The following is a 16932-nucleotide window of genomic DNA, read 5'->3' on the forward strand; positions in this document are numbered from 1 at the left end:
GCATCAGGGCGGGGGTCGTTCCGCCAGCAAAGCCGCCCGATTCATGCGCGCCTCATTCGAGGAAAACAGGTTCATTCAATGTCGCCGATCACGCTTATCCTGATTGCCATCGGGCTTGGCCTTGCCGGATGGCTGGCGGGTCGGGCCAAGGCATGGAGCTTCCAGACCAGCGATCCGGCGCTGCGCCCGGTTTCGCGCCCGGTCTATCATGCGTGGTATGTCGCCTTGTGGGTCGCGCTGCCGGTGCTGGCCTTTGTCGCCTTGTGGTCGGCAATCGCGCCGCAACTGGTAACGCAAAGCGTGCTTGCCTCCCCTGCCGCCGCCGATCTGCCCGCCTTCGGTTTCGAACGCGATGCCTTTCTCGGAGAGGCGCGTGCGGTGGCGCAGGGCAATGCGCCGGGCGTATTCAATGACGAGGCCGAACCGCTGATCGCGCCGTTCCGCGAGGCGCTCTCGCGCTACAACATCATCGGCATTATCGTGACCTTGGTGATTGCACTGGTCGGCGGCATCCTCGCTTTCCTGCGCCTGAGGCCCGATTTCCGCGCCCGGACGCGGGTTGAGCGGACAGTGATGGTGATCCTGCTGCTGGCATCGCTGGTGGCGATTCTCACCACCTTCGGAATTTTCGGAAGTCTGGTGTTCGAAACGGTGCGGTTTTTCGGCATGGTTTCGCCGGTCGATTTCCTGCTGGGCTCCAAATGGGGCCCAGACACGATGGTGAGCCCCGATGCGGTCGATCCCACCCGCTACGGCGCGATCCCGCTGTTCTGGGGTACGATCTTCATCGGGGCGATCATTGCCATGGTCGTCGCCATTCCGCTGGGCCTGATGAGCGCGATCTATCTTACCCAATATGCCGATCCGCGCCTGCGCACATGGGTCAAGCCGCTGCTTGAGATTCTCGCGGGGGTGCCGACGGTGGTCTATGGCTATTTCGCAGCGCTCACTGTCGCCCCGGCCATCCGCGATGCAGCCGTGTCGATCGGCATCACCAGCGCCTCGACCGAAAGCGCGCTGGCAGCGGGCGTGGTGATGGGGGTGATGATCATCCCCTTCGTCTCGTCGATGGCGGACGATTCGATGGCCGCCGTGCCAGGCTCCATGCGCGACGGCAGCCTGGCGATGGGCGCGACCAAATCGGAGACAATCCGGCGCGTGCTGTTCCCCGCCGCGCTGCCGGGCATTGTCGCGGGCATCATGCTGGCCGTCAGCCGCGCGATCGGGGAAACCATGATCGTGGTGATGGCCGCCTCGCCCGCCGCCAACCTGACCGCCAACCCGCTCGAACCAATGTCGACAGTGACGGTGCAGATCGTCAAACTGCTGACCGGTGAACAGAGCACCGATCACCCCGCAACGCTGAGCGCCTTTGCGCTGGGGTTTGTGTTGTTCATGGTGACGCTGGCGCTCAATTTTATCGCCCTTCGCGTGGTCAAGCGTTTCCGGGAGGCCTATGAATGAGCAGTTCCGCCCTGCCCCCCGCCGGTTCGATTTCCGAAGCCATCGCCGCTGGAAGGCCCGAATCGCTCGGCCCGACCCGCACTCCATCGTTCGAGAAACGGCTGGCGAAACGTTACCGCGCCGAACGCAATTTCCGGCTGCTGGGCGCGTCGGCGGTGGTGTTCTCGGTCGCGGTGCTGGTGTTTCTGCTAGGCAGCATGGCTATGAACGGCATCGGCGGGTTCCAGCGTGCCGAACTCAGCGTGACCATCGACTTTCCCGAAAGCGGCGTCACTGGCGATGCCATCTCGCTTACCGCGCCAAGCGCGATCCAGACGCTGGAGATGCAGGGTCTGCCAGAGGTCGTTTCCTTCTATGCCGAGGAAGAACTTGGCGCCGAGGCCGCCGCGCAGCTTTCGGCCGATGCCTGGCGCGATGTCGCCGCCGCCTTGACGGATGATCCAACCCTCATCACCCGCACCCGGAACTTCCAGCTGCCCGCCTCATCTGGCCTCGCCGCCGGATTGGCCGGCGAGGGATCGCCCGAAATGCAGGCGCTTGCCGCAAGGCTGGCGAAGCAAGGGAGGCTTGCCAGCAACTGGGACTGGGGCTTCCTTGCCCGTTCGGACGCCACCAGCCCGCAGGCGGTGGGCATCTGGGGCGCGCTCAAGGGTTCGATCCTGACCATGCTGGTAACGCTGGTGCTGGCCTTCCCGATTGGTGTGCTTTCCGCGCTTTACCTTGAGGAATACGCGCCAAAGAACCGCTGGACCGACCTGATCGAGGTATCGATCAACAACCTTGCCGCAGTGCCTTCGATCATTTTCGGTCTGCTGGGCCTCGCAATCTTCCTTGCGCTGTTTCCCAACCTGCGTTCGGCCCCGCTGATCGGCGGGATGACCCTGGCGCTGATGACGATGCCGGTGATCGTGATCTCGGGCCGCAACGCAATCAAGGCGGTGCCGCCTTCGATCCGCGACGGGGCGCTGGCGATTGGTGCCTCGCCGGTGCAGGTGGTGTTTCACCATGTCCTTCCGCTGGCCCTGCCGGGCATAATGACCGGCACCATCATCGGCATGGCCCGCGCGCTGGGCGAAACCGCACCGCTGCTGCTGATCGGGATGCGCGCCTTTGTCGCCACCCCGCCCGATGGCTTCACCTCGCCCGCCACGGTGCTGCCGATGCAGATTTTCCTGTGGTCGGATGAAATCGACCGCGGCTTTGTTGAACGCACCAGTGCCGCTATCATCGTGCTGCTGTTGTTCCTGCTCGCGATGAACGGCCTCGCCATCTACCTCCGCAACAAGTTCGAGAAACGCTGGTGACTGTGATCCATCCCAACATGACTGACGAAAACGCGAAGATCCATGCGCGGGACGTCTCGGTCTTCTATGGCGACAAGAAGGCGATCGACGATGTCTCGATCGACATCTCGCCCGATTACGTCACCGCCTTCATCGGCCCGTCGGGCTGCGGGAAATCGACCTTCCTGCGGTGCTTCAACCGCATGAACGATACGATTCCTTCCGCCCGCGTAACCGGCCTGATCGAGCTTGAGGGCGAGGATATCCATGGTGACAGGATGGACGTGGTGCAGTTGCGCGCGCGGGTCGGGATGGTGTTCCAGAAGCCCAACCCCTTTCCCAAGTCGATCTACGAAAACATCGCTTACGGACCGAAGATCCATGGCCTTGCCGAAAAGAAGGCTGATCTCGACGTGGTGGTCGAACGATCGCTGACCCGCGCCGGGCTGTGGGACGAGGTCAAGGACAGGCTCGATGATTCGGGCACCGCGCTTTCGGGCGGCCAGCAGCAGCGCCTGTGCATCGCCCGCGCGATTGCGGTCGATCCCGAAGTGATCCTGATGGATGAACCTGCATCCGCGCTCGACCCGATCGCAACCGCCAAGATCGAGGAATTGATCGACGAGCTTTCGGGCCGCTATGCCATCGTCATCGTCACCCATTCAATGCAGCAGGCCGCCCGCGTCAGCCAGCGCACTGCCTTCTTCCATCTTGGCAAGATGGTGGAGTATGGTCCAACATCCGAAATCTTCACCAATCCCATAGAGGAGCGGACGAAGGACTATATTACAGGAAGGTACGGCTGATGGCCGAACACACGGTCAAGGCGTTCGATGAAGACATTACCCGTCTGCGCGGGTTGATCGCCGAAATGGGCGGCCTCGCTGAAGTCGCCATTGCCGAGGCGCTTGACGCGCTGGTGCGGGGCGACGTGGAGCTGGCCGAAAGCGTGGTTGCCCGGGACAAGCGGATCGACGCGCTCGAAACTGAAGTCGACAAGCTGGCCGTGCGGATCATCGCCCTGCGCGCTCCGATGGCGGATGACCTGCGCGAAGTGATCGCTGCGCTCAAGATCGGCGGGGTGGTTGAACGGATCGGTGACTATTCCAAGAACATCGCCAAGCGGGTCGGCATGATCGAAGGCCGCGCCCGGTTCGAACCGCTGACCTTGCTGCCGGCGATGGGCGAACTGGCGAGCGAGATGGTGCATGATGTACTCACCGCCTATGCCGCGCGCGATCCCGATCTGGCACGAGAGGTAATCGCCACCGATGCCAAGGTGGACGCCTTCTACAACAGCATTTTCCGCAACCTTGTCAGCCATATGGTTGAAAACCCTTCGACCATTTCAAGCGCGGCGCAATTGCTGTTCGTGGCCCGCAATATCGAACGGATCGGCGACCATGCGACCAATGTTGCCGAAATGGTGCACTTCGCCGCGACCGGTGTCTATCCGCCCGAAGGGGACCGTTGATTTTTCGGTCGCGCTGATGCGCGATGCAGACGACCCGCGAATGGTCTGATGCGATCAATGTGGAAAACTTGTCGGCTGCGGTTTCATCAAATTGTAGCCGAAGTGAAACATAGGGTCAGGCATCGCTCCCCCGCGGGAGCCTGAGGAGGCATCACCTGTATGTCCGCTGCCAAATTGCTGCTGGTCGAAGATGATCCGGCCCTGTCAGAGCTGCTCGAATACCGTTTCCAGAACGAAGGCTACAACGTCCGCTCCACCGGCGATGGTGACGAGGCGCTGGTGCTGGCGGCCGAGGACGTGCCCGATCTCATCATCCTCGACTGGATGATCGAGGGCACCAGCGGGATCGAGGTCTGCCGCCGGTTGCGCCGCGACAAGGCAACGGCGCATGTTCCGATCATCATGCTGACCGCGCGCGAGGCGGAGGATGACCGTGTGCGCGGGCTTGAAACAGGCGCGGATGATTATCTTACCAAGCCGTTCTCCCCGCGCGAACTGCTCGCCCGCGTGGCGGCCGTGATGCGCCGGATCCGTCCGGCGCTGGCGGGCGAGACGATCGAGGTGGGCGACATCCGGCTCGATCCGGTGGCGCACAAGGTCCAGCGCCGGGGCCGAGCCTTGCAACTCGGGCCGACCGAATATCGCCTGCTCAAGTTCTTCATGGAAAGCCCGGGTCGGGTGTTCAGCCGCGGCCAGCTGCTCGACGGAGTATGGGGGACGGGTTCCGATATCGAACTGCGCACGGTCGACGTCCATATCCGACGGTTGCGCAAGGCGATCGGGATCGACGGGGCGAAAGACCCGATCCGCACCGTCCGCTCGGCCGGATATGCGCTCGAGGCGAGCTGAAAGGCGGGACTCAATCCTAATGAAAATCGCGTGATTTCGGGATAATCCGGGCATCGCGCGGGTGCCCTCCCCCGGCGCGTTCGGGCATCAGGCGATTGACTTCGTCCGCGCGCGCCAGCGGTGTTTCCAGCATATCGTCCGAAAGCGCGTGCAGGCTGTGCGTCGCATCGGTCATGTGGGCGGCGATGACATGGATCACTTCGTCATCATATTCGACCCGGCCGCGCACCTCCATTGCTCTGGCACCCATCACCACCTTGCGATTTTTTTCCTTCAGATCGGGCCACACCACCAGGTTGATGACGCCCGTCTCGTCCTCCAGCGTGATGAAGGTAACGCCCTTGGCGCTGCCGGGGCGCTGGCGGATCAGCACCACGCCTGCGACCTGCACCATGCTGCGGAACTTGCGGCTGCGCAGATCACTCGCCCTTACAAAGCCGCGCGCGGCGAGATCGGCGCGCAGGAAGGCCATCGGGTGGGCCTTCAGGCTGAGGCGGGTGGTCTGGTAATCGGCCACCACTTCTTCCGACAGGGGCATGGCGGGCAAGGCGATCCGCGCCCGTTCAGCCCCCTCCTCGCGCACCCCGGCAGCGCGGAACAGCGGCAGATCTGGCGCGGCAATCAGGCTGCGCGCATCCCACAGGGCCTGCCTGCGCGAGAGGCCCAGCGAGGTGAAGGCATCAGCGCTGGCGAGCCGCTCGATATGTGACGCAGACAGCCCGGCACGCGTCCTGAGGTCGGCAAGGTCGCGATAAGCCCCGCCCGCATCGCGCGCGCTCACCAGCGCGGCGGCAACATGTTCGGGCAAGCCGTAGATCTGACGCAAGCCGAGGCGCAGGGCGAAATGATTGGTTTCTCGCAGAGACGCAGAGGAAGAAGGAAGACGCGGAGGGTTCGCACCTGCGGCGCCGCCGCAATCTGTGCCGAACGGCGCGACAGGTGGCACGCTTGAAGAAGAGAGAGGTGCATGCGGCACGGACGACATCTCTGCGCCTCTCTTTCCTCCACGCTCTCCGCGAGAAACCCCTTCCTCTTCCAGCGTGCAATCCCACTGGCTCGCGTTCACATCCACCGGCAGCACCCGCACCCCATGCTCCGCCGCATCGCGCACGATCTGGGCGGGGGCATAGAACCCCATCGGCTGCGAATTGAGCAAGCCGCAGGCAAAGGCCGCCGGATAATGGCACTTGAGCCAACTCGAAACATAGACCAGCTGCGCAAAACTCGCCGCGTGGCTTTCGGGAAAGCCATATTCGCCAAAGCCGCGGATCTGGTTGAAGCACCGCTGGGCGAAGTCGCGATCATATCCGCGCGCGACCATGCGTTCGACCATCATGTCCTGAAGCTCGTCAACCATACCCCGGCTGCGGAAGGTCGCCATCGCTTTGCGCAGCCGGTTGGCTTCGAGGCTTGAGAATTTCGCGGCATCCAGCGCGATCTTCATCGCCTGTTCCTGAAAGATCGGCACGCCCAGCGTGCGCCCAAGGATGCTGGTGAGTTCGTCCGGGGGCCCGTGTTCGGGAGCGGGCGCGGGTATCTGCACAGCTTCCGCGCCCCGGCGGCGCTTGAGGTAAGGGTGCACCATGTCGCCCTGAATCGGGCCGGGGCGGACAATCGCGACCTGGATGACGAGATCATAGAACTCGCGCGGGCGCAGGCGCGGCAGCATGTTCATCTGCGCCCGGCTTTCGACCTGAAACACCCCGAGCGAATCGCCCTTGCGCAGCATCGCGTAGGTTTCCGGGTCTTCGCGCGGGACGGTGGCCAGTGCCAGCGCGCGGCCATGATGCGCCCCCAGCAGATCGAGGCATTTGCGGATGCAGGTCAGCATCCCCAGCGCCAGCACATCCACTTTGAGGATACCCAGCGCCTCGATATCGTCCTTGTCCCACTCGATGAAACTGCGTTCCCGCATGGCGCCATTGCCGATCGGCACGGTCTCGGTCAGGGCGCTTTCGGTAAGGATGAAGCCGCCCACGTGCTGCCCCAGATGGCGCGGCATGCCGATCATCTGCTCGGTGAGTTTCAGCACGCGCCTGAGGTGCGGGTCGGTGACATCCAGCCCGGTTTCGGCGGCGTGTTTCTCGCTGATCTCGCGCCCCCACCCGCCCCACACGGTGCGGGCGAGCGCGCTGGTAACATCCTCGCTGAGGCCCATCGCCTTGCCCACTTCGCGGATCGCCATGCGCGGGCGGTAATGGATCACCGTGGCGCACAGGCCGGCGCGGTGGCGACCATATTTGCGGTAGATATACTGGATCACCTCCTCGCGCCGTTCGTGCTCGAAATCGACGTCGATATCGGGCGGCTCCTTGCGTTCTTCGGAGATGAAACGGTCGAACAGCAGCTGGTGTTTGGCAGGGTCAACGCTGGTGATGCCGAGGACGTAGCACACGGCGGAGTTCGCGGCGCTCCCACGCCCCTGACACAGGATCGGCGGATCGCAGCCACGCGCGAAATCGACGATGTCCTTGATGGTGAGGAAATAGCGCGCGAGATCGAGCTTGGCGATCAGGGCGAGTTCGCGCGCAAGCGTGGCGCGCACGGTTTCGGGCAGGCCGTCCGGGTAGCGCCGCCCAGCCCCGGCCCAGACTTCGATTTCGAGGAATTGCTGCGGGGTCTGACCTTCCGGATAGATCTCCTCGGGGTATTCGTAGCGCAGTTCATCAAGGCTGAAGCGGCACCGGTCCGCCACTTCGCGCGCAGCGGTAATGGCGTGGGGCCAGCGGGCGAACAGGCGCTGCATTTCGGCTGGGCATTTCAGATGTCGCTCGGCATTGGGGTGGAGCAGGTGCCCGGCCCGCGCCACGGTGGTCTTGTGCCGGATCGCGGTCATCACGTCATGCAGCGCGCGGCGGTCGGGCGCGTGGTAGTGGACATCATTGGTGGCCAGCAGGCCTAGACCATGCGCGCGGGCGAGGCTGTCGAGCCGCTCGATCCGGGCGATATCGTCGCCGCGATAGAGGTAGGCGGCGGCGATGTGGCGCAGGCTGGCAAGCTGGCGGGTCAGGTGCGGGAGGAGGTCGGCGAAAGCCATCTCCCTCTCGTCATCCCGGCGAAGGCCGGGATCGCTGTCGGCGAGCGGCCCCTGATCAGGTCCGGGACGACGAAAGGGGATGATGTTGCTCGGGGCCGCGACGGTAAAGCGCGCCTCCGGATCATCGGGCGGCAGCAGGATCAGCTGCACGCCCTCACAATGTTCCGCCAGCATCGCCAGCGTGATCTGGCACACCCCCTTGTCCTGCCAAGCGCCCTCGGGCGTCTGCATCCGTCCGGCGCTGATGAGGCGGCACAACCGGCCATAGGCGGAGCGATCCTCCGGGTAGGCGAGGAAGGCCAGCCCCTCGACTGTCTCGATCCGGCAACCGATCACCGGGCGCAGTTTCAGCGTCTTCGCCTCGGTATGGAGCCGCACCACCCCGGCCATCGAATTGGCGTCCGCAATCCCGATAGCGTCATAACCCTGCGTGTGCGCGGCAAGCACCAGATCAACCGCGTCCGAAGCCCCGCGCAGAAAGCTGAAGCAGCTGACGAGGCCGAGTTCGACGAAAGGTGCACGCTGGGGGGCGGTTACCCCTGCGGGATCAAGCTGCAACCTGCGCTTGTCGGGAGTGAGCGGGGCGTCGGGCATCAGTCCGCCCCCAACCGCTCCCGCACCCGCGCCAGATCGGCGGCGAACAGCGCCGCTTGTTGCTCCCTCGCCTCGCCATCAAGCCTGAGCAGATAGGAGGGATGCACCGTCACCCACAGCTCGGCTCCGTCATCGAGCATGATCGGTGTGCCGCGCGCCTTGGTCACGCTGAGCGTGCGGCCCAGCAGGCCCCGCGCCGCGCCTGCCCCCAGCGCCAGCACGATCCGGGGCCGCACAATCGCGCGTTCGGCTTCGAGCCACCAGCGGCAGGTGTCGATTTCCTTGGCGCCCGGTGACTGGTGCAGGCGTCGCTTGCCTTTCCACGTGAACTTGAAGTGCTTGACCGCATTGGTGACGTAAGCGGCGCTCCGGTCAATCCCGGCACGGGCAAGATATTCGTCCAGCAACTGCCCCGCTGGACCGATGAACACGCGTCCGGCAATATCCTCCTGATCCCCCGGCTGTTCACCGACAATCATCAGCCGCGCACCCTGCGGCCCCTCGCCCGCCACCGCACGGGTGCCGCAATCGGCGATGGCGCAATCGCGGCAGGCAGCGATGCCTTGCGCCACCTCGACCAGCGTCGCGGACCGCGCCCGTTGCTCCCGCTCGCCTGCCGCAACCATCGCCGCCTCCCGCGCCTGCGCGCTGGCGATCAGCTGCGGGATCAGCTCGGCCTCGGGCAGGTTTTTCCAGTATTTCTTCGGCATTTCCGACAGCATCGCGCCGACCTTCAGCCGCGCCGGGTTGAAGATCGCAGCATAGTAGGATCGCCACAAATCCTCGACCGGATCACCGCCGGGCGCATCCTCGGCCCTCGCGGCCGGGCCTTCGCGCATGGCCTTGCCGTCCCAGTGGATACTGCCGCGCGGGGTCAGAATCGACCAGCGCATATTGGCGAAGCGGCGCATGAAAAATCCCGCCTCGGCGCGCAGAATGTGATGATCGGGCTCGAACCAGGCGACGAAATGCGGCGTGCCGTCGTCATCAGCCACTTCGCGGAAGCGGACGAAGGCGTGCATCTTGTGCGCATCGCGGCGCACCGCTTTGGCCAGTTCCTCAAGGCGGCGCACCTGGGGATCGGCCTTGTCCTCGATCAGGCGCGGATTGCGCTGGAGCCGCCACAGCACCTGATAGAGCAGCCCGAACCGCGCCGGATCGGAGTGCAGCGCGGCGCTGCGAGCCACGGTCAGGAACCGCTGGCTGGCGCGCACGGGCGGAGCATCGGCGGGCGGCACCGGCAGGCGCTTGTCTCCGCGAAAGGGGCCTTGGCTGGCGAACAGATCACCCGTCCCGTCCGGTTCGATCCACGAGACCCGGTCGGGCGGAACGTCGCACTGCACCAGCCCCCGCGCCCGCTCGCGCCAGAAGGTGAAATCGTCGGGCACGGGCAAATGGACGGCATAATGCGCGCCGATCGCGGCATAGGGCATGGTGCTCATACGAGGCTCAAGGAAAGGGTTTCGCGCAGAGACCGCAGAGGAAAGGAGAGACGCAAAGGGATCGCGTGCGCGGCGAAGCCGCACTCCTCCCCGGACGGTGTGGCAGGCGGCAAGGTTGCAAGTGATAAGAATGCCTGCGGCACGGACAACATCTCTGCGTCTCCTTTTCCTCTGCGGCCTCTGCGTGAACCTCTTCTTGCCACCATCAGAACAGCTCCAGCTGTTCCTGCCGCGGCGCGAGCAGACGGCGCAGATCGGCACGGTCGGTGAGCAGCGTGGGCCGCCAGTCGATGGTGCAGATGAAAGGACGCACCTTGGCGACCGAGGCCGTCAGCCGCGCGACATCGTCCAATCTCAGCGTTCGGTGTCGCCGCGCCGCCAGAATCCGTCCCACCGCTGTCGTCCCCAGCCCCGGTACGCGCAGCAATTGCTCTTTCGCCGCACGGTTCACATCGACCGGAAAGCTTGCGCGAAATTTCAGCGCCCAGGCCAGTTTCGGGTCGATATCGAGCGGCAGGTTGCCATCCGCTTCGGCCGCATCGGCCACCTCCTGCGCGGCAAAGCCGTAGAACCGCATCAGCCAGTCCGATTGATACAGCCGATGTTCGCGCAGCAGCGGCGGGCGCTTCAGCGGCAGCACGGCGCTGGCATCAGGGATCGGTGAAAAGGCGCTGTAATAGACGCGTCTCAACCCGAACGCGCCATAAAGCCGGCTCGCCTTGCCGATGATCGCCGCGTCATTGGCATCATCCGCGCCGACGATCATCTGGGTCGATTGGCCCGCAGGCGCAAAGCGCGGCGCGTGGCGGAAGCGTTTGCGTTCATCCTTCGCCTCGATGATCCGCGCCCTGGTGCGCCCCATCGCGCCCTCGATTTGCCCTGCGTTCTTGTCAGGCGCGAGGCGGGTCAGACCAGCCTGCGTGGGCAGTTCGACATTGATCGACACGCGGTCGGCATAAAGCCCGGCCTGATGGATAATCTCGGCATCCGCCTCTGGGATGGTCTTCAAATGGATATAGCCGCGAAAGTCGTGCTCCTCGCGCAGGATCCGCGCGACTTCGACCAGCTGCTCCATCGTGTGATTGGCGCTGCGCACGATGCCGGAGGACAGGAACAGCCCCTCGATATAGTTGCGGCGATAGAAATTGAGCGTCAGGTCAACCACCTCGCGCGGGGTGAAGCGCGCGCGGGCGACGTTGGAGCTCTTGCGGTTGATGCAGTAGTGGCAATCGAAGATGCAGTGGTTGGTCAGCAGGATCTTGAGCAGCGAAATGCACCGCCCGTCCGGCGCATAGGCGTGGCAGATGCCCATCCCCTCGGTCGAGCCGACCCCCTTGCCGCCCAGCGAGTTCTTCTTCGCTGTGCCAGACGATGCGCATGACGCATCATACTTCGCCGCATCGGCGAGGATTTCGAGTTTCTGGCGGAGTGTTTGCTGAGCCATGGGAACCGTGGGGAACACCTTTCTTGTTCCTTATATGTTCCACACCCCCCGATGCCAAATGCAAAGCTTGCAAGCGGCTCGTGACGGTTCAGATAGAACGATGCTGGCGTGGTTCGGCCCGGCTGGCTCCGGTCTGTTCGCACAGGTGATCGAGCATCGCAGGATGCATCATCCCTTCAAAAGCAACCCCGGCCATCGGCCCCTCGATCCAGGCAATGGTGCCGAGCGGCGCGTTGACGCCCGCGACCTTCATTGTCACCCGGTCACCGAGCTGGGCGAAACCGGCTTTGCCGCGAATCTTGCAGCCGCCTTCGGAGATATCGACCAGATCCACAAACACCACGCGCGAACGCACCCTGCTCTTCACCATCAGGCTGAGCGAGCGGCGTTGAGACGCGCGGGGGATCGTTTGCAAATTCATGCCCATTGGCAATGGCACGAACAGGTAAAGGAAACCTGATGACGCAGCGCGTATTTTCACGCGCATAATCCTTGCAGGAACCAGTCGGGCACGCCGCCACGCCCGTCGCCCGCGATCCCCCGGCGATAGATCCAGTAACGCCGCCCGGCAGTATCCTCGATCCGGTAATAATCGCGCAGCCGCGCGGTCGAACGTTCGCGCCACCATTCGGGCGCGATGCGTTCCGGCCCCTCCACCCGCACCACCTCGCGCACGTCACCGCGCCAGCGGAAGCGCTGCGGGAAACCGTCGGGCGAGGCATAGAGCACCGCGATCGGTTCGGGCCGGTCAAGCAGTTTCAGCGGCCGGGCATGGAAGGCGAGCCGGCCCTGCATCGGCAGGAGGGGATCAAGCGGCGGCTGCCAGCCTTGTGCACGCTCGGGGATGTGGCTGGCATGGGCAACCGGCCGGATCACTGCTTTCGGTCCCAATCGCACGCTCAGCCGGTCAATGCAGGCGGCGAGCGAGGTGCCATGCTGCTGCGCCGCCTCATCGAGATCGGCCTGCGACAGCGCCAGCGGCTCGCTCCAGCTGGCGCGCAGCTGCACGGCCTCGATCCCGAACCCGGCATCGACATCATTCAGCCTTGCGGCAAACAGCCGGATCATGTGCGCCGCCTCACGGGTCGCGGCGGCCAGTTCGATCCGGCGCCACATTACCTCACCATCAACCCGCCACAGCGCCAGTTCGAGCCGCCGCGCGCCTTCCCCCCGCGCCTCGAGCGCGCGCACCATATCATCGGCAAGATCGCCCATCACCCGGTCCAGCAGGCTGCGATGGCGGATCGGCTCCATCAGCCGGCGCTGCACCATCGGTTGCGGGCGGTCGAGCACCGGTAGCAACGGCTCGGGCATCCGGCCAAGCAGCTGGTCCAGACGCAGCAGCGGATTGGCGGCGGGCGAACGGCGATTGCGGAACCGGCGGCGGATCGCATCGCGTGCGGCGGCCTCGCGTGCAGGATCATCATGCGCGCCGCTGATCCCGGCCAGCTCCCCAAGCCGCCTGATCCCCAATCGCCGCAGCACGGTGAGCACATCATCATCGAGCCGCAGCGCCGCCACCGGCAGATCGCCGAGCAGGCGCAGCGGGTCATCATCAGGGGCAAGGATGGCCCCCGCAGGCGCGAAATGTGCCAGCGCCCAGGCGGCACCGGCGGTGGGCGCCAGCGCAGCGCGCGCGGTCAGCCCGCGCCGGGCAAAAACGCTTGCGACATCGGCCAGCAATGCCTCATCGCCGCCCAAGAGGTGGCCCGCGCCGGTGACATCGACCAATACGCCATCGGGCGGATCGAGCGCGCTCCACGGCCCCCAGCGCTGCGCCCACAGGGCCAGATTTTCCAGCGCGGCAAGATCACCCGCCGGATCGGCCGGAACCGCCGCCAGCTGCGGGCACAGCGCACGCGCATCGGCCAGCAGCATTCCCGCGCGCGCGCCCGCGGCCAGCCCTGCATCATTGGCGGCGGCAATCCGGGGGCCATGCGCGGTCTCGTTGATCAGCGCGGTCGGCGCGCTGTCTGCGGCACCGCGCTCCTCAGGCCCGAGCGCGAGCCGCCAGCGATCGACCGACAGTCGGGCGAACCAGATCGCCAATATCCGGCGCGGCGGAGACGCTGGCAGACGGTCTGACGATGTGCAGGTGTTCATTGGCATCACTCAACATCCATTCGCCCGGTGCGTGAGCCCGCGCGCGGAACAGCTCGGCGTGCCAGTTCGCGGTGCCGGGGGCAGCCGGGTTCCAGCGCGCAGGCGGCGACGGGGCGGCACGCGTGCGCCAGCGCATCCGCGCCGAAGACAGGTCAGGCTCGGCATCGAGACGCACCAGCCACAAGGCGACACCATGCCGTTCGGCAGTGAGGGTAAGGCGGCGCGAAGCGGTGAAGGATAGCGCGCGCGGATTGCCGGCAATTTCGCCGATGACGCAGGCCAGATCACGGCACTTCAGCCCTTCCTCCAATGCGAACAACGCATCCTCTGGCGTGGCGGCGGCGACGTGAATCAACCGGTGCCTGAGATCCGGCGGCAGGCCCGCCACACAAGGGCGCCCGCCCTGCCGGATCGCCCCCCGGTCCTGCACCCACAAAACCTGACGGGCGTCCTCGCTCTCGCCCGCCGCAGCAAGAGCATCGCGGGCCAGGGCCAGCGCCAGCCCCGCCCCGCTCGCCTCGCCACCGGAGGCGAATATCTCGGAATGCAAGGGCTGCTGCGACAGGCCCGGACGCCAGCGCGCCTCGGCCCGCCGGGCGGCAAGCACCGGCGGGATCGGAGAACCGAGAACGGGCGCAGGCGCACCCGAAGGGACAAGGGCATCAGACATGGAACGACTCGCTGACCGGACTCGGGCGAGTCCGCTTCGTTCCTATTATGTTCCATATCGGGCGCGCGATTGCAACGCCCGGATCGCAGCCATGCGGCTGATGTCACCCGAACAGGCCAAAGCCCATGATAACCAGCAGAACCACGGGGCACACATACCGCACCAAAGCGCGCCAGACCTGGTTCAGCGTCCCGCTGAGACCATTCTCCGCATCGACCAGCCGAGGTTCTGCCACCCAGCCGACGAAAATGCAGGTCAGGATCGCGCCGAGCGGCATGAAGATCTTGGCCGTCACACCGTCAAGCGCATCGAAAATATTCGCCTCGGCAAAAATCGGAATGAAGCCGAGCGGGCGGACATCGGCCAGTTCATTGAACGAAAGGGCCGACAGCAAGCCAAGCGCCCCGGCACTCAACCCGACAATCAGCGTGCTGGCTGCGCGTGAAAGGCCAAACCGCTCGATCACCCACGAAGTCGGAACTTCGAGCAGGCCGACTGAACTGGTCAGCGCGGCAAAGCCCACCATGATGAAAAACGCAAGCCCGATCAGCGACCCGAACGGCATCGCCTGAAAGCCGACCGGAAGGGAAGCGAACATCAGCCCCGGCCCTGCCTCGACCGAAAGATCACCAACTCCAGCGGCCATTGCGGCAAAGACGATGGGGAACACGCAAAGGCCGGAAATCAGCGCCACGGCGGTGTCCGCGCCCGCGATGATCCCGCTGGTATACCCCAGATTGACATCGCGCGAGGCGTAGCTGCCATAGGTGATCATTCCTGCAACCCCCAGAGACAGCGAGAAGAACGCTTGCCCCACCGCCGCCAGCATGACCTGCGGCGTCAGTTTGGAGAAATCGAAGGTGAACAGGTAAGCGAACGCTTCAGCGCCCGCCCCCGTGGTCAGGCCATAAAGCGTGATCCCTATCAGGAGCACAAAAAAGGTCGGCATCAGCCAGGTCGCCACCCATTCGATCCCCGCCGAAACACCGCGCATCACGAAGAAGATCGTCACGACAAAGAAGATGATATGGCCGGTCAGCATCAGCTGCGCGCTGCCAAAAAGGCCGGGCAGGATGGCCTCGATCTCCTCGCGCGATCGGCCCTCGAACGCGCCGCCGGTCAAACCGCTGGCCATCAGGTCCACGCCGAAGACATAAATGTAATAGACCACCCATCCGCCAACCACGCAGTAAAAGCTTACAATCATGAAGGCGCTAAGAACGCCGATATTGGCGAGAAAGTCCCAGCGGGCCGACGCGCCCGATTCTGCCGCCATGCGCCGCATGCTTTCCGGCGCTGAGGCCTGACCATGCCGCCCGATGAGCGTTTCGGAGAGCAGAACCGGCAGGCCGATGAAAATGACGCATATGATGTAAAACAGGACGAAAGCACCGCCACCATTCTGGCCAGCCTCAGCCGGAAACCGCCACAGATTGCCCAGCCCCACCGCCGAACCGATCGCCGCCAGCACGAAAGCCGTGCGCGAAGACCAGCCGTCGCGCGCTGTTGCCGAAGTCGCTACCATGCTCGCAAGATCCCCCTGTCGCCTGCCCCGGACGCGTCATCGACGTATCAGCGCATCTGTCACCTCTGTGCAATGTTTCCGGGGCCGCGCCAAGGGGGAGGTTTTGCGTTCTGGATGCGCGGAGGCTAAAGGCGGCGTCATGTCCACGACTTTCCAGCTCGACACCAGCACCAGCCGCGCCAACCCCACCCCGCAGCCGATGCGGCGCCTTACCGTGCCGCGCATCCGCGCGCGCAAGGCTGACGGCGTTACCGCCGAACCGCTGGTGATGCTCACTGCCTATACCGCGCGTCAGGCGCAACTGCTTGATGCCCATTGCGATCTCTTGCTGGTGGGCGATTCGCTCGGGCAGGTGATCTATGGCCTGCCTTCGACCATTCCGGTGACGCTGGAGATGATGGCGAACCACGGCGCGGCGGTGGTGCGCGGGTCCTATCATTCCGTGGTGGTCGTCGACATGCCCTTTGGCAGCTACGAATCCTCGCCAAACCAAGCGTTCGAAAACGCGGCCTCCCTGCTGAAGCAGACCGGCGCGGCAGCGGTGAAGCTGGAAGGGGGCGCGGCGATGGCGCCGACGGTGGAATTCCTGAACCAGCGCGGCATTCCGGTGATGGGCCATGTCGGCCTGACCCCGCAAGCGGTCAATGTGCTGGGCGGCTATGGCGCGCGCGGGCGATCGGATGCGGAGGCTGACAAGATCGTGTCCGATGCCATCGCGCTCGACCGGGCCGGCGCTTTTGCGATCGTCATCGAAGGTGTGGTCGAACCCATTGCGATTGCCGCGACCAAGGCGGTATCCTGCCCCACCATCGGCATCGGCGCATCGGCCAAGTGTGACGGTCAGGTGCTGGTGACCGAGGACATGCTCGGCATGTTCGAACGCGTGCCGCGCTTCGTGAAGCGTTACGAGGATATTGCGGCCGTGATCGACCGCACCGTCGCGCGCTATGCCGAAGAAGTGCGCACCCGCGCCTTTCCCGGCGAAGATCAGACCTACCAGCCCAAAGACTGAGCGCCTTCCACCCCGCCCCTTTTGCCCGCCCCTTT

Annotated in this window: 13 protein-coding genes; 6 read left to right on the forward strand and 7 right to left on the reverse strand. The window is 64.8% G+C overall.

Annotated elements, in window-relative coordinates:
* Window positions 1–78 precede the first annotated feature (78 nt).
* From pstC to phoB, 5 genes are all read left to right on the forward strand, one after another.
* On the forward strand, window positions 79–1464 hold the full coding sequence (gene pstC, locus BUA05_RS01635; RefSeq protein ID WP_072672930.1) for a phosphate ABC transporter permease subunit PstC: 1386 nt from the start codon (window positions 79–81) through the stop codon (window positions 1462–1464).
* Window positions 1461–2768, forward strand: a complete 1308-nt coding sequence (gene pstA, locus BUA05_RS01640) for a phosphate ABC transporter permease PstA (RefSeq protein ID WP_084662408.1) — start codon at window positions 1461–1463, stop codon at window positions 2766–2768. Before pstC ends, pstA begins: the two co-directional genes overlap by 4 nt.
* 17 nt (window positions 2769–2785) lie before the next feature.
* Window positions 2786–3553, forward strand: a complete 768-nt coding sequence (gene pstB / locus BUA05_RS01645) for a phosphate ABC transporter ATP-binding protein PstB (protein WP_143150230.1) — start codon at window positions 2786–2788, stop codon at window positions 3551–3553.
* Window positions 3553–4221, forward strand: coding sequence for a phosphate signaling complex protein PhoU (phoU, locus tag BUA05_RS01650; RefSeq protein WP_178139127.1), 669 nt, complete (start codon window positions 3553–3555; stop codon window positions 4219–4221). The genes pstB and phoU overlap by 1 nt, the downstream gene beginning before the upstream one ends.
* Window positions 4222–4380: 159 nt before the next feature.
* Window positions 4381–5070: a phosphate regulon transcriptional regulator PhoB gene (phoB, locus tag BUA05_RS01655; protein WP_072672933.1), complete on the forward strand. Its 690-nt coding sequence runs from the start codon at window positions 4381–4383 to the stop codon at window positions 5068–5070.
* 16 nt (window positions 5071–5086) lie between these two features.
* Here phoB and BUA05_RS01660 read toward each other — a convergent pair whose 3' ends face one another.
* The 7 genes from BUA05_RS01660 to BUA05_RS01690 all read right to left on the reverse strand — a co-directional run bounded on the left by BUA05_RS01660 (window position 5087) and on the right by BUA05_RS01690 (window position 15885).
* On the reverse strand, window positions 5087–8701 hold the full coding sequence (locus tag BUA05_RS01660) for an error-prone DNA polymerase (RefSeq protein WP_072672934.1): 3615 nt from the start codon (window positions 8699–8701) through the stop codon (window positions 5087–5089).
* Window positions 8701–10143: a UdgX family uracil-DNA binding protein gene (locus tag BUA05_RS01665; protein WP_072672935.1), complete on the reverse strand. Its 1443-nt coding sequence runs from the start codon at window positions 10141–10143 to the stop codon at window positions 8701–8703. The genes BUA05_RS01660 and BUA05_RS01665 overlap by 1 nt, the downstream gene beginning before the upstream one ends.
* 205 nt (window positions 10144–10348) lie before the next feature.
* The gene (locus tag BUA05_RS01670; protein WP_072672936.1) at window positions 10349–11587 is read right to left on the reverse strand and encodes a putative DNA modification/repair radical SAM protein; all 1239 of its coding nucleotides are present in this window, start codon (window positions 11585–11587) and stop codon (window positions 10349–10351) included.
* Window positions 11588–11675: 88 nt separating this feature from the next.
* Entirely contained in the window at window positions 11676–12008 is a 333-nt protein-coding gene (locus BUA05_RS01675) for a PilZ domain-containing protein (RefSeq protein ID WP_072673079.1), read from the reverse strand.
* A 56-nt stretch (window positions 12009–12064) separates the two neighbouring features.
* On the reverse strand, window positions 12065–13690 hold the full coding sequence (locus BUA05_RS01680) for a Y-family DNA polymerase (protein ID WP_086616548.1): 1626 nt from the start codon (window positions 13688–13690) through the stop codon (window positions 12065–12067).
* Window positions 13578–14360 (reverse strand): recA-like protein, encoded by a 783-nt coding sequence (locus BUA05_RS01685; RefSeq protein ID WP_072672938.1) that lies wholly within the window; start codon window positions 14358–14360, stop codon window positions 13578–13580. The genes BUA05_RS01680 and BUA05_RS01685 overlap by 113 nt, the downstream gene beginning before the upstream one ends.
* 103 nt (window positions 14361–14463) lie before the next feature.
* The gene (locus tag BUA05_RS01690) at window positions 14464–15885 is read right to left on the reverse strand and encodes a sodium-dependent transporter (protein WP_072672939.1); all 1422 of its coding nucleotides are present in this window, start codon (window positions 15883–15885) and stop codon (window positions 14464–14466) included.
* 139 nt (window positions 15886–16024) lie between these two features.
* Here BUA05_RS01690 and panB point away from each other — a divergent pair, with 139 nt between their 5' ends.
* Window positions 16025–16897: a 3-methyl-2-oxobutanoate hydroxymethyltransferase gene (gene panB / locus BUA05_RS01695; protein WP_072672940.1), complete on the forward strand. Its 873-nt coding sequence runs from the start codon at window positions 16025–16027 to the stop codon at window positions 16895–16897.
* Window positions 16898–16932 lie beyond the last annotated feature (35 nt).

The organism is Erythrobacter sanguineus, assembly GCF_900143235.1.
In the GTDB taxonomy this organism is placed as follows: domain Bacteria; phylum Pseudomonadota; class Alphaproteobacteria; order Sphingomonadales; family Sphingomonadaceae; genus Erythrobacter; species Erythrobacter sanguineus.

Excerpts from the sequence above, each read along its gene's own strand:
- pstC (WP_072672930.1), top strand. The coding sequence starts at position 79 with ATGTCGCCGATCACGCTTATCCTGATTGCCATCGGGCTTGGCCTTGCC.
- pstA (WP_084662408.1), top strand. The coding sequence starts at position 1,461 with ATGAGCAGTTCCGCCCTGCCCCCCGCCGGTTCGATTTCCGAAGCCATC.
- pstB (WP_143150230.1), top strand. The coding sequence starts at position 2,786 with ATGACTGACGAAAACGCGAAGATCCATGCGCGGGACGTCTCGGTCTTC.
- phoU (WP_178139127.1), top strand. The coding sequence starts at position 3,553 with ATGGCCGAACACACGGTCAAGGCGTTCGATGAAGACATTACCCGTCTG.
- phoB (WP_072672933.1), top strand. The coding sequence starts at position 4,381 with ATGTCCGCTGCCAAATTGCTGCTGGTCGAAGATGATCCGGCCCTGTCA.
- BUA05_RS01660 (WP_072672934.1), bottom strand. The coding sequence starts at position 8,701 with ATGCCCGACGCCCCGCTCACTCCCGACAAGCGCAGGTTGCAGCTTGAT.
- BUA05_RS01665 (WP_072672935.1), bottom strand. The coding sequence starts at position 10,143 with ATGAGCACCATGCCCTATGCCGCGATCGGCGCGCATTATGCCGTCCAT.
- BUA05_RS01670 (WP_072672936.1), bottom strand. The coding sequence starts at position 11,587 with ATGGCTCAGCAAACACTCCGCCAGAAACTCGAAATCCTCGCCGATGCG.
- BUA05_RS01675 (WP_072673079.1), bottom strand. The coding sequence starts at position 12,008 with ATGAATTTGCAAACGATCCCCCGCGCGTCTCAACGCCGCTCGCTCAGC.
- BUA05_RS01680 (WP_086616548.1), bottom strand. The coding sequence starts at position 13,690 with ATGAACACCTGCACATCGTCAGACCGTCTGCCAGCGTCTCCGCCGCGC.
- BUA05_RS01685 (WP_072672938.1), bottom strand. The coding sequence starts at position 14,360 with ATGTCTGATGCCCTTGTCCCTTCGGGTGCGCCTGCGCCCGTTCTCGGT.
- BUA05_RS01690 (WP_072672939.1), bottom strand. The coding sequence starts at position 15,885 with ATGGTAGCGACTTCGGCAACAGCGCGCGACGGCTGGTCTTCGCGCACG.
- panB (WP_072672940.1), top strand. The coding sequence starts at position 16,025 with ATGTCCACGACTTTCCAGCTCGACACCAGCACCAGCCGCGCCAACCCC.